Source organism: Bartonella bacilliformis KC583 (genome assembly GCF_000015445.1).
Taxonomy (GTDB): Bacteria; Pseudomonadota; Alphaproteobacteria; order Rhizobiales; family Rhizobiaceae; genus Bartonella; species Bartonella bacilliformis.
The window spans coordinates 831278-844574 of sequence record NC_008783.1 but is presented as its reverse complement, the minus strand read 5'-3'; the positions used below and the strand labels follow the sequence as shown (position 1 = coordinate 844574).

Below are 13297 nucleotides of genomic sequence, written 5' to 3'. Positions count from 1 at the left end.
TGATATGATTATGAATGAGTAAAAATAGATCCGTATACTTAATCAAAAAAGAAAATAGAAAAAGAAAAAAAATATTTACTTTGTTTTTTAATTCAGAAAGTAAAAATTAATTTATTTTTATACAAAGCGTATTTTCAATATTTAGATTATAACTCTTCATGATAAATATATTGAAGAAGAATAAAAAGTATTGACCAAATGAAAAGTCAACCTTATGTTCCACTTACTTCCTGCACACAAAGTGTTTTTGTTTGGGAGCGCGTAGCTCAGCTGGTAGAGCAACTGACTTTTAATCAGTAGGTCCAGGGTTCGAATCCCTGCGCGCTCACCATCTACTATTCCATAAAAATTGATCAAAAATTAATAAGATGATTCGCTGAAATGTATCTTTTTTATTTCATGAATAAACAATGTGTAGTTGTTGTTCACAGGGAATAATTTTTTGCTTATTTATATTAGATTGTTATGTTCTATTAGTAATTTTATATCTTAATACATTGTTTTTGTTAATTTTATTTTTGAAAATATATTAAAATGATATCTAAATTTTTACAGTGCTTAATAAATATTTTTTTATATTATATTAACGTATTACATTACCCCCTTGATAAAAAATACTTTTGAGAATAATCCCAAATTCTATTGAGCATATAAGTATTTCTTCTACTAGAATGAATTTTTCTTAATTATATGCAGTGAACGCAATCAGAAAAGCTAATAGAGAATAAATAGGCGGGTTAAAAATGTTTTTAAAGAGTAAAAAGAAATTGACCTCGATTATTAAGCTGGCATTTCAATTTTCCTTTATAATAGCTACTGCTGGATTATTGACGGCCTGCGCAAGCAAAACAACACAACTTGCAGTGAAAGACTCTAAAGACAACAAGACATCTGGTGTAATGAAAATAAAAAAATCTTCTATGTCTCCAAAACCTGCAAATCAACAAAATAAATCAAAAAACAAAAATAAACAGGTCTCTGTTGGCAAACCTTATAAAATAAAAGGAAAATGGTATTATCCAGAAGCTGATCCAAATTATAAACGCGTTGGGCAAGCATCGTGGTATGGTGAATATTTCCATGGACGCTTAACTGCAAATGGTGAAATTTACGATATGAATCTTTTAACAGCAGCCCATACTACACTGCCTTTACCTAGCTATGTTCGTGTTACTAATTTAAAAAACGCTTCTTCTATCATTGTTAGAGTTAATGATCGTGGTCCTTATATGAAAAATAGAATTATTGATTTATCAAAACAGGCTGCAATAATGCTTGGCTTCAAAGATGATGGAATAGTAGACGTTAAAGTGGAATATGTCAGTGAAGCACCGATTAATAAGTATGACGGTGATTATTTAATGGCCTCTTATAAGCCTGGAAATTATACTTCGCTTATGATGTTAGCGTTAGCAGATATTGAAGAAAAGAAGAAAGATACTGTGTCTTTAGCATTGAACGGAGAGAGTCAAAAGAAATTAACGAAGGTTGTTATTAACCAAAAGAAATCTTCTTGGATAAAATTGCCAGAAATTGGTCCAATTTTAGCTGATAAACCTATATCATCATACACTGGGGTTTTTCTGTAAATAAATCAGATATAATTTTTCTTATTTCAGAAGAAATGGCTAATTGTTAAGTTTTTGATTTTAAATAATTTTTGAAAAGAAAAATATAATTGGTCACGCGTTTATTTGCAGTAGATTACAGAATTCTGTTTCCCTTAATTGCAGTTTTTTGAAAGATTTTTTACAAAAAACAAAGATGCATTTTATAAAATAATAGCTGATCTATATAATTACGGGCATAAATCTACACTAATTTATAATCTACACTAAATAAGGAATTAAGGTTTATACGTGTTGGGTTATTTTATTACATTTGAGGGAGGGGAAGGCGTAGGTAAAACAACTCAAATTTCTTTGCTTGCTCATTACTTCCGTAGTAAAGGATATGAAGTTGTTATAACAAGAGAACCTGGAGGCACCGCAGGCGCAGAGATTATACGCTATATTTTACTATCAGGTAGTGCAATCCAATATGGATCATTTATTGAAGCAGTTTTATTTACAGCAGCGCGGGCTGATCACGTTGCTGAAGTTATTAAGCCTGCTTTGCAAGCAGGTAAGATTGTTTTATGTGATCGATTTATTGATTCTACACGCGTTTATCAAGGATTAAATAATAAAGTAGATTCCTATCTTCTCTCTATTTTAGAATGTATTGGTATAAATGGGGTGATGCCCAATTTAACATTTTTATTAGATGTACCTGCAATATCTAGTATGGAGCGTGTAAAATTGCGAAGAAAAGAATCTGGAATAATTGATCATTTTGAAAAAGATGAATTGAAGATTCAAGAACAAAGACGACAAGCTTTCCTTCAATTAGCAAAAAATGAACCTAATAGGATTCAGGTCATTGATGCAACAGGTACAGTAGAAGAAATTGCTTGCCAAATAAAAGATATTTGTCATCAGGTAATACTGGATCATTCTTCATGAACGATATTAACTTTTTGCGCCAACATGATGATATTGAAGGAATTTTATCGCCATTACAAAATAATATTATCATTGGTCATGAAGAGGTTCGTCATTTTTTAGCTCAGCTTCGTAAGGAAAAACGTTTACACCACGCATTATTATTTGAAGGAGAGCGAGGAATTGGCAAAGCGACGTTGGCGTTTCACTTTGCTTGGAATATTTTAAGCAATCAAGAGAATGGATTTTTACAACCAGAGTATGATTCAGTTATATGGCGCCAAATTGCGCAGGGGAGTCATCCTAATCTTGTCTATGTTGCACGTCGTTTTGATTCAAAAACAAAAAAATTCAAAACAGGTATATCAATTGATGACATTCGCAATATGATGTATTTCTTGAAGCAAACATCGCGAAATGGTGAGTGGCGTGTTGTTATCATTGATCCTGCAGATGATATGAATAGAAATGCCGCTAATGCAATTCTTAAAACACTTGAAGAACCTCCAGAAAAAACTTTATTCATTATTATTACGCATTCTTCAAGAAAATTGCTTTCAACGATTCGTTCACGATGCCAACAAGTTTTGTTGCGATCATTGCATGATGACGAAATGAAACAAGTAATTTCGCATATTATACCTAAGCAAGCGCTAAGCGATGAAGAAACTGTTAAAATGATTATTCAGAAATCTGAAGGTAGGCCTCGGAAAGCAGCATTACTTATTAGCTATGGTGGATTTGAAATTGCTAAAACCCTTGATAATCTTTTCAAGCAATCTACCTGTAACCTAGCTATTGTCCATAACCTTGCTCAAGCACTTTCATCATTTGATTTGGATATCCAATTTCAACAATTTTGTGATGAAATTCTTGATAGGATTCAAAAAAAAGCTATCCTCTTCGCTGAGCAAGGAGCTCTTGCTTTATCAAAAAAATATGCGCAAATATGGCAGAATATTCATCAAGAAATATTAGAAATGCAGTTATTTAATCTTGATAAAAAACAATTTATTATCAATCTTCTTTTTAAAATTCATAAGATTATTCAACAAACGTAAGCTTTTTCCATGACAATATGACAAGCGTTATGCCATTATATTTCTTTTCTTACGTTTTAAAGTGGATAATAACATGTCTGATACGTATTATATAACAACTCCAATTTTTTATCCTAATGGCGCTCCGCATATTGGGCATGCTTATAATGCTATTGCAAGTGATGCATTAGCCCGTTTTCAGAGATTAGATAGAAAAAATGTATTTTTTCTATCTGGTACAGATGAACACGGTCTCAAGATGCAAAAAACAGCAGAAGCGTTAAATATAACACCTCAACAACTTGCCGATCGTAATAGTGCTCTTTTTCAAAAAATGCTAACGGCATTAAATTGCTCTAACGATGATTTTATTCGCACAACGGAAGAGCGGCATCATCAAACCTGTCAAGTGATGTGGAAAAAAATGGAAGCCAATGGCGATATTTATCTTGATCGCTATGCTGGTTGGTATTCAGTTCGCCAAGAATCTTATTATGAGCAAAAGGATACTGAAATTAGAGAAAACGGAATCCGTTGTGAGAAAGAGCTAGGATCTCCAGTTGAATGGAATGAAGAAGAAAGTTATTTTTTTAGACTTTCTCGTTATGGAGACGCTCTGCTTGAACATTATGAAAAATATCCTGATTTTATTGGTCCTAATGAACGACGTAACGAGATTATAAGTTTTGTTAAATCAGGCTTGAAAGATATTTCTATTTCACGGATTAATTTCAATTGGGGAGTCTCTGTTCCTAATAATCCAGAGCATGTGATGTATGTCTGGGTTGATGCACTGACAAATTATCTTACAGCCATTGGCTTTTTTGATAATACTGCGCAAAAACGTGATTACTGGCCTGCTAATGTTCATGTCGTTGGTAAAGACATTATTCGTTTTCACGCAATTTATTGGCCAGCATTTTTACTATCAGCGGGAATTGAATTGCCTAAGCGTATTTTTGCACATGGTTTTTTGTTCAACCGCGGTGAAAAGATGTCAAAGTCTATCGGAAATGTCGTTGATCCTTTTAAAATGATTGATCATTATGGTGTTGATCAAGTGCGTTATTTTTTCCTTCGTGAAGTACCATTCGGGCAGGACGGTAGTTATAGCCATGATAGTTTGGTTAACCGTGTCAATGCAGATCTTGCTAATGATCTTGGGAATTTGGCACAACGCTCTTTGTCTATGCTGCAAAAGAATTGCGATGCAAAAGTTCCTGTTCCAGATACATTTTTAACTCAGGATCAACAGCTTTTGGAACAATCTCTTCAAGCGCTTGAAGTAGCACGCCAAACCATGTCATGTCAGGCACCACATTTAGCACTTTCAGCTATTTTTTCAGTTATAGCAAATGCTAATCGCTATTTTGCTAGTGAAGAACCTTGGAGTTTACGTAAAAATAATCCAAAAAGATTTTGTACAGTTCTTTATGTAACTGTGGAAAGTTTGCGACGGATAGGTATTATGCTTTTGCCTTTCATTCCGCAATCAGCTGCTAAGCTTCTTGACAGTCTTGCCATTCCTGAAGACAATCGATTGTTGCACCATATAAGCAGTTTAAGGATTGAGGAAGGGACTGATCTTCCACCACCAGAAGCAATTTTTCCTCGATATATCCTTGAAAAGGGTGATATTCATGATGCTAATTGATACACACTGCCATCTTGATTTTGAAGATTTTGCACAAGATTTAGATGGTGTTATTCAACGAGCTCTAACTTCTGATATTGGACGTATGATAACGATTTCAACATATGTTCATAAATTGGATAAGCTTTTAATGATTGCACAAAATTATGATCAAATTTTTTGTTCTGTTGGAACACACCCCAATAATGCGCATGAAGAACAAAATATTAAAGCTGAAGACCTTATTCACTTATCAAAGCATTCTAAAATTGTTGCATTAGGTGAAGCTGGACTTGATTATCATTATGATTATTCTTCACCGCAAGAGCAAAAAAAAAGCTTTCTAGAACATATTATTGCTTCTCGAGAGACACAGCTACCTCTTGTTATTCATTCACGCAATGCTGATACAGATATGGAGCAAATATTATATGAACAAATGAAGGAGGGGGAGTTTCCCTTTATTCTTCATTGCTATTCATCTGGAACGCGGCTTGCTCGTGCTGGTATTGAACTTGGTGGGTATGTATCTTTTTCAGGTATTCTCACATTTAAAAATGCACTTAAAATTCGTGAAATAGCAAAGAGTGTACCTCATGAACGTTTATTAGTTGAAACAGATGCGCCATTTTTAGCACCAATGCCTCATCGTGGCAAAATAAATGAGCCATCTTTTGTATGTTATACTGCAGCTGTGCTAGCTGAAATTCTTGGTTTGAGCATTGAAGAAACGGCTCAGATCACAACACAAAATGCCTTTCGTTTGTTTAGTAAAATGAAATAAGATAAAAAGAATGTCTGATTGCTACCGATTTACGATATTGGGTTGTGGTTCATCACCAGGAGTTCCGCGTCCTAATGGTTTTTGGGGAGCGTGTGATCCGAATAATCCTAAAAATAAGCGTTATAGAACTTCTTTATTAGTTGAGAGAATTCAAAAATCAGGCTTAAAAACAACTGTTATTATTGATACTGGTCCAGATTTTCGATCACAAATGTTAGATATGCGTGTTAGCCATCTTAATGCTGCTATTTACACGCATCCTCATGCAGATCACACCCATGGTATTAACGATTTACGTAGCTATGCACTTGCACAAAAGTGTTTAATAGATATTTATGCAAACGCATTCACGCTAGAGCACCTTAATAAGGCTTTTGGTTATTGCTTCCAAACGCCAAAGGGATCATGTTATTCTCCCATTTTAAAAGCGCATCTTATAGATGAAGAGAGTAAATTCACAATTAGCGGGCAGGGTGGAGAGATTACTTTTAACACACATTTACAGATTCATGGTACTATTCATTCTTTGGGTTTTCGTATTTGCAATGTTGCTTATTGCACAGATGTGAACCAATTTCCTGAAAAAATACTTCCAGGTCTTATGAATTTGGATGTTTTAATTATTGATGCTCTTCAATTTAAACCTCATCCTAGTCATTTTTCGGTTGATCAAGCATTATATTGGATAAATTATCTTAAGCCCAAACGAGCGATATTAACACATATGGATAATTCGCTAGATTATGACGATATTATAAAATACGTTCCATCGCATGTTGAACCAGCATATCAAGGACTTAGCTTTGAAATTGAAGCTGAAAATTAGAGTAAAAGAAACAAGCTGCTACCGTACAGTGTTTATCTTGTAATTGCATAATATATATTATGGAACTTTTTAATAAACACACAAAAAATATGCTCTGAAATATTTATCTAATTATTCTTTTGTGCACCTAATTTGGGGAATAACTGCATGATAGCCCCAATACAGTAAATATAGATGCCAGTAATTGAAATTCCAACCTTAACCCAATATGGGGTATTAAACTGATAATAAAGTGCAGCAGCGCCGAAAACACACCATATAAGAAAAATTGGAAGATTAAACATGCGTAAACGAATAACTCTTACTGGATGAATAAAATAAATCGGTAAAAAAGAAAGAATTGCTGAAAGCAAAACAGTGATAAAAACAATCCATTCTCCTGGCTTTACCACAAAAAGCATGAAAAGCATCATATTCCAAACTACAGGAAATCCTTTAAAAAAATTCTCTTTTGTTTTCATTTCAGTATCTGCGTAGTAGATAGCTGAAGAAATAACAACAATAGCACTTAATAAAAACGATAATCCTGGTTCCATAAAACCGCTTTGATAAAGCGCAAAAGCTGGGATTAAAACATAAGTTACATAATCAATAATGTTATCTAATAATTCACCAGACCACGTTGGCAGTACAGATTTAACATCAAGTTTGCGTGCAATTGGCCCATCGATTCCATCAATAAGAAGAGCAAGTCCAAGCCAACAAAACATAGTAATCCACTCTTTTTCAGATGCAGATATTAAAGAAAGAAATGCTAAAAATGAACCTGAAGCTGTTAGCAAGTGGACAGAAAAAGCTCTCGCTTGTGGTGCTATTATTGTTTTTTTGCACAAACAGTTTGATTTAAGTTTCAATTTTTTTATTCTCATTTCTCAACTCTTTATCTACCCCCATACCCTATGACTATATTATTTTTTTTGTATGATTGATCTATAAAAAAATACAAAATTTATTACTTTTTTGTATCGTAATATTTATTAGGTTATGCAATAAGAAAAAAATACTTTTTTTGTCTTTAAAATAATTGATAAATTAAAAAGAATTAAATTATTGTGATATCTAAAAAAAACGGACATAGCGATATAGCTGTTATTGGTACAGGTCCAGTTGGTATGCTAACAGCGCTTAATCTTGCACACGAAGGTTATTCTGTTTCTCTTATTGGTTTGCCTCTCCATACGAATGAACTAAGGACATCTGCTCTTATGATGCCAGCAATTCGTATGCTTCAAAAGCTTAACATTTGGGATACTATCAAATGTCATGCTGCAGCTTTATCCTCAATAAGAATTACTGATGCAACATCTAGGATTATACGCTCTCCTACTATAAGTTTTTATTCTTCTGAGATTAATGAAGAATTTTTTGGTTATAATATACCTAATTCCACACTAAACAATGCTTTAATGCATGCCATCACGCATAAACCAGATATTGTAAAGTTTTCTTCTTTAGCAAAATCCTTTCATCATCAACAAGATCATGTATGTGTTACTCTTTCAGATGGTCAGTTAGTTCAAGCATCACTTATTATTGCAGCTGATGGACGGAACTCTTTAGCACGGCAAGCAGCTGGAATTAATGTGAAACAATGGAACTATCCACAAACAGCTCTTATCTTAAATTTTTTACATACTTTGCCTCATAATAATATATCGAATGAATTTCATACAAAAGATGGTCCTTTTACACAAGTTCCTTTACCAGGAAATAGATCTAGTCTTGTATGGGTTTCTAATCTCATTCATGCTAAAGAATTATTGAATATGAAGCCTGAAGTGATTGCTAAAATGATTGAAGATAAAATGCAATCAATGCTCGGTAAGATAACAGTAGACACAGCAGTTCAAGCCTACCCTCTCTTAGGTCTTATTGCGAGTTGTTTTGCTGCTAATCGAACAATTTTAGTAGGAGAAGCCGCTCATGTTTTTCCTCCTATTGGAGCACAAGGATTAAATTTGGGATTTCGCGATGTTCAAACTTTAATTGATATTTTATCTAATAAAGCCTCTGATTTTAATCCTAAGACGATTATTTCCTATTATAATCGATATCGTAAACCTGATATATTTATTCATGCAGCATCTGTTCATGCACTAAATTGTACTCTGCTTTCTAATATGTTTCTTATTCATATTATGCGAAGCATTGGATTTGAGTTATTACGTAATTTTTCGCCGTTACGTAATTTTTTTATGCGAGAAGGAATACATCCCGGTTATGGATTAAAGGAAGTGATGCGACTATTTACAAGAAAAATCACTTAAAAACGGATGTGTTATTGATAATTAAAAGAACACACTTTTAGGTTGTATTAAAATATCTTACAAATTAAAAATAAATATTGATCAAAGGACAAAAATAATTACATTAAAAATGTTCAGAATTGTATTTGGGTGGTTGACCTTTGGCAAGAACCCTGTAAAAGCGTGTATCTTGAAAATGTTTTGGAGGGGTGGCCGAGCGGTTTAAGGCACCGGTCTTGAAAACCGGCGTGCAGGAGACTGTACCGTGGGTTCGAATCCCACCCCCTCCGCCACACTAATATGACCTCCCCCTTTCTAAAAAAATTTTGGCTTACCATTTTTCTAAAAATTGTCATTTTAAACGATCAGTTCTTTCTTTATAGATATTTTGATTGATAGCATTTCTCAATGATCTGCTCGTTAAATCTCGAGCATAAAACCCTCTTTATTTGCAGACGCAACTTAAGTAAAATCTATAAGCTAAAAGCTGACAATGTGAAGATACCTTTTGGTGAGATTCACATTGAAGAAAAGTGCTTTATGCTTTTTATTTAGAAAAATTTTAGTATAATCCGGTAGAGACTTGCGCCTCTTCTGACATAAAATCGGGTGTCCATGGTGGGTCAAATGTCATGACCACTTCAACTCCTAAAACACCCTCAACTGCACTCACAGCATTTTCTACCCAGCCTGGCATTTCACCTGCAACAGGACAACCAGGTGCTGTGAGTGTCATTTCAATTTTTACTGAACGATCATCTTCAATATCAATACGATAAATCAACCCTAGTTCATAAATATCAGCAGGAATTTCCGGATCATAAATAGTTTTAAGAGCAGCAATGATATCATTCGTCATACGATCAATTTCAGCTGCTGGGATTGTTGATATATAAGCTTTTTCTTTTCCGCCTTCTATATCAACTGATTGAGCAGAATCACATGCTTCAATTGGTTTATCCATTAAAAAATGTCCTTGCTTTTTCTAATGCTTTAACTAGTTGATCAACATCTTCGTGATTATTATACATGGCTAATGATGCACGGCAAGTTGATGTTGAGCCAAAATGTTGTAATAGAGGCTGTGCGCAATGTGTTCCTGCACGTATAGCAATACCTTCTCGATCAATAAACATTGCGATATCATGTGGATGAATGCCTTCAATTGTAAAAGATACGATAGGTCCCTTATTAGGAGCACGACCATAAATACGCAATGATTTAACTGTTTCAAGCCTTTCATGCACATAAGCCAAAAGTTCCATTTCATGTGCATGAATAGAATTTTTATTTTTTTCATCTATGTAATTAATAGCAGTAGCCAATCCAACAGCCTCTACTATAGGAGGAGTTCCAGCTTCAAAACGATATGGAAGAGAGTTGTAGGAAACTTGATCAACTGTTATCTCCTCGATCATCTCCCCTCCTCCTTGAAAAGGATGCATCTCTTCTAAGCGAGATTTTTTCCCATAAAGAACACCGATACCTGTAGGACCATAAATCTTATGACCGGTAAAAACATACCAATCACAATCAAGATCTTGCATATCAACTGTTAAATGCACAACTCCCTGAGAACCATCGATAAGGACGGGAACAGCATTTTGGTGCGCTAGCTTTACTATCTCTTTAACAGGGGGGACAGTTCCCAATACATTCGACATATGAGTAATAGCAACAAGCCGAGTTTTATTACTGAAAGCTTTTTGAATATCTTCAATGTGTAAAATACCATCTTCATCAACGGGCACAAAAACAAGCTTAACACCTTTGCGTTCACGGATAAAATGCCAGGGAATGATATTTGAATGATGTTCCATGATCGTGAGGATGATTTCATCACCTTCACTCAATCTAGACATTCCCCAGCCATAAGCCACGGTATTGATAGCTTCTGTTGCATTTTTAGTAAAAATAACTTCTTCAACTGTTTGTGCATTTAAAAAAGCACGAACCGTTTCACGAGAATTTTCATAAAATTGTGTTGCTGAATTTGATAAAAAATGTATTCCTCGATGTACATTAGCATAACTGCTTCGATGAATATTATTCATTGCATCGAGAACTGGTTGTGGCTTTTGAGAAGAAGCCCCGTTGTCAAGATAAGCTAATCGCTTACCATAAATAGTATGATGCAAAATAGGAAAATCACGTCGAATTTCTTCTACATTATAATTTAATGTTTGTGTGTAATTTTCCATTTTTTTGCCTTAGACATTTTTGTTTAACCAGTTACTAAGAATATTATTCAAAATAGTTTGGACGTCATCTTGATTGATGTCATCAATTAATTCTGAAACAAACCCCTTAATTAGAAGTGCGCGAGCTGTTTTAAAGGAAATACCACGTGCCATTAGATAAAAAAGATGGTCACGGTTAATTTTAGTAACCGTTGCACCATGACCACAAGAAACATCATCAGCGAAAATCTCTAGCTCAGGTTTTGCATAAAATTCTGCATCATCTGAAAGGATAAGACTATTACAAGCCATACGTGCATCTGTTTTTTGAGCTTTTTTTGCAACACGTATCATTCCTTGAAAAACACCATGAGCCTTATCCGTGATAACATTGCGTATGATTTCCGTTGAGGTTGTCCCCTCTTCAACGTGGAGAACATTCATTGTAATATCACTATGCGTTTGCCCAGATAATAAATTGATTACACGCAATTGAAAATCAGCTTCTTTTTCCTGTAATTCTATATCAATTTCCTGACGATTAAGCTGGCTACCTATATTAATTATATAAAGTGATAATTTAGCATTTTCACCAAGCACAGCACGAAATCGACCAAATTGTGTAGAATTCATTCCTCGATCTCGGATAAGGATCCATGTAACATCACTATGCGCTGCAACATTCAGTGAACATATAGAACTGACAAGGCTATTTTGGTCGTTACCAATTTGGCGTTCAATCATTGTAATTTGACTGTTTTTTTCAACCTTAATTTCTGAAAAAATATGCGATTGCCCACTCATTTGAATATTTTGTAACTCGATTGGGATATCTAATTTTGTATTTTCAGGAATTTGAAAAATCCAACCATCTGTAACAAAAGCTGTATTTAATTGCCCGATAAAATCGTCATCAGCAATCACTTGATCTATTATTTTTGTATCATTTTCTTCTAATAGATCTGCAATTTTTTTTACTGTAATATTCGCTATTTTTGATTGTGTGAGTGCTTTACCATTTTGGATAGAAAAAATAATATTTTCTGAAAGTAATGGATTGACCAATTTTTTATTATTTATTTCTGAAAAGTCACTAACAGATTTCAATAAAGTACGTAGATTAGTATAATGCCAATTTTCAATTTTGCGTGAAGGCAACTTTGTTTTTTGAAATAACTCAATAGCCCTTCTGCGTACCGCCTGCACTTCTTTATTGCCTGGTAAGTTGCTCACACGTTGATTGAAATTATTGATGATATCGGTTTCAACTTTTATTAATTCTTGCTGCGAGTTCATACTCATATTTAATGACCTCAAGCTGCTTCACCGATGATATCAGCATATCCATTTTTTTCTAAATAAAGTGCTAATGATTTGTCTCCACTTTTTATGATACGACCTTTATGGAGAATATGCACCGTATCTGGCACAATATAATCAAGCAACCGCTGATAGTGAGTAATAATTAAAAATGAGCGTTTCAGGCTACGAAGTCTGTTAACACCATCAGCAACAATTTTTAATGCATCAATATCTAAACCAGAATCTGTCTCATCTAAAATACAAAGCGTAGGTTCAAGTAGAGCCATTTGAAGAATTTCAGCTCGTTTTTTTTCTCCACCTGAAAAGCCAACATTTAATGGGCGCTTAAGCATGCCCATATCGATTTCAAGTTTGGAAGCAATTTCTTTAACACGTTTAATAAATTGAGGAATTTTAAGCTCTTCATCATTGCGAGCTTTACGTTGAGAATTCATAGCAACCTTTAAAAATTCCATTGTCGCAATACCTGGTATTTCCATCGGATATTGAAATGCAAGAAAAATACCAAATGCTGCACGTTCTGCTGGATCCATCTCTAAAATGGATTGTCCATTATAAAGAATATCTCCCTTTGTTATTTTGTAATCATCATGACCAGCAAGCAAATAAGATAAAGTAGACTTCCCTGCTCCATTTTGTCCCATAATGGCAGCAACTTCACCATCTTGAACCGTTAAATTTAAATCACAAATAATCTCTGTATTGGTTTCAGCAATACGAGCATGTAAATTTTTGATTTCTAACATAATTTAATCCTGGTTTCGTTATTTTAATATTCAACG

The 13297-nt window shown here is 34.0% G+C and carries 12 protein-coding genes and 2 tRNA genes; 9 read left to right on the top strand and 5 right to left on the bottom strand.

The features are described from left to right. Positions 1–255: 255 nt before the first annotated feature. The 7 genes from BARBAKC583_RS04025 to BARBAKC583_RS03995 all read left to right on the top strand — a co-directional run bounded on the left by BARBAKC583_RS04025 (position 256) and on the right by BARBAKC583_RS03995 (position 6766). Positions 256–331, top strand: a tRNA-Lys gene (locus BARBAKC583_RS04025). Positions 332–743: 412 nt separating this feature from the next. Further along, complete coding sequence (locus tag BARBAKC583_RS04020) at positions 744–1589, top strand: septal ring lytic transglycosylase RlpA family protein (protein WP_005767158.1); 846 nt, start codon at positions 744–746, stop codon at positions 1587–1589. 270 nt (positions 1590–1859) lie between these two features. Further along, on the top strand, positions 1860–2504 hold the full coding sequence (gene tmk, locus BARBAKC583_RS04015; RefSeq protein ID WP_005767151.1) for a dTMP kinase: 645 nt from the start codon (positions 1860–1862) through the stop codon (positions 2502–2504). Then, positions 2501–3544 (top strand): DNA polymerase III subunit delta', encoded by a 1044-nt coding sequence (locus BARBAKC583_RS04010; protein ID WP_005767149.1) that lies wholly within the window; start codon positions 2501–2503, stop codon positions 3542–3544. Before tmk ends, BARBAKC583_RS04010 begins: the two co-directional genes overlap by 4 nt. A 73-nt stretch (positions 3545–3617) precedes the next feature. Further along, the gene (metG, locus tag BARBAKC583_RS04005) at positions 3618–5177 is read left to right on the top strand and encodes a methionine--tRNA ligase (protein WP_005767147.1); all 1560 of its coding nucleotides are present in this window, start codon (positions 3618–3620) and stop codon (positions 5175–5177) included. Next, positions 5167–5940 carry a TatD family hydrolase gene (locus BARBAKC583_RS04000; protein WP_005767146.1) on the top strand — a complete coding sequence of 258 codons (774 nt, stop codon included), beginning with the start codon at positions 5167–5169 and terminating at the stop codon, positions 5938–5940. The genes metG and BARBAKC583_RS04000 overlap by 11 nt, the downstream gene beginning before the upstream one ends. A 10-nt stretch (positions 5941–5950) precedes the next feature. Further along, complete coding sequence (locus tag BARBAKC583_RS03995; RefSeq protein WP_005767144.1) at positions 5951–6766, top strand: MBL fold metallo-hydrolase; 816 nt, start codon at positions 5951–5953, stop codon at positions 6764–6766. A gap of 107 nt (positions 6767–6873) precedes the next feature. Here the strand turns inward: BARBAKC583_RS03995 and pcsA are convergent, their stop codons facing one another. Next, on the bottom strand, positions 6874–7635 hold the full coding sequence (gene pcsA, locus BARBAKC583_RS03990; RefSeq protein WP_011807364.1) for a phosphatidylcholine synthase: 762 nt from the start codon (positions 7633–7635) through the stop codon (positions 6874–6876). Between the two features lie 183 nt (positions 7636–7818). Between pcsA and BARBAKC583_RS03985 the strand changes: the two genes are divergently transcribed. Next, entirely contained in the window at positions 7819–9033 is a 1215-nt protein-coding gene (locus tag BARBAKC583_RS03985; RefSeq protein ID WP_005767132.1) for a UbiH/UbiF family hydroxylase, read from the top strand. A 182-nt stretch (positions 9034–9215) separates the two neighbouring features. Then, positions 9216–9305: transfer RNA gene (locus tag BARBAKC583_RS03980), tRNA-Ser, on the top strand. A gap of 269 nt (positions 9306–9574) precedes the next feature. Here the strand turns inward: BARBAKC583_RS03980 and BARBAKC583_RS03975 are convergent. From BARBAKC583_RS03975 to sufC, 4 genes are read right to left on the bottom strand one after another with little or no spacing between them, the layout of a single operon-like run. After that, complete coding sequence (locus tag BARBAKC583_RS03975; protein ID WP_005767130.1) at positions 9575–9976, bottom strand: SUF system Fe-S cluster assembly protein; 402 nt, start codon at positions 9974–9976, stop codon at positions 9575–9577. Next, positions 9969–11213, bottom strand: coding sequence for a cysteine desulfurase (locus BARBAKC583_RS03970; protein ID WP_005767128.1), 1245 nt, complete (start codon positions 11211–11213; stop codon positions 9969–9971). Before BARBAKC583_RS03970 ends, BARBAKC583_RS03975 begins: the two co-directional genes overlap by 8 nt. Before the next feature lie 9 nt (positions 11214–11222). Then, positions 11223–12494, bottom strand: a complete 1272-nt coding sequence (sufD, locus tag BARBAKC583_RS03965; protein ID WP_005767126.1) for a Fe-S cluster assembly protein SufD — start codon at positions 12492–12494, stop codon at positions 11223–11225. 11 nt (positions 12495–12505) lie between these two features. Further along, on the bottom strand, positions 12506–13261 hold the full coding sequence (gene sufC / locus BARBAKC583_RS03960) for a Fe-S cluster assembly ATPase SufC (RefSeq protein ID WP_005767124.1): 756 nt from the start codon (positions 13259–13261) through the stop codon (positions 12506–12508). Between the last annotated feature and the right edge of the window lie 36 nt (positions 13262–13297).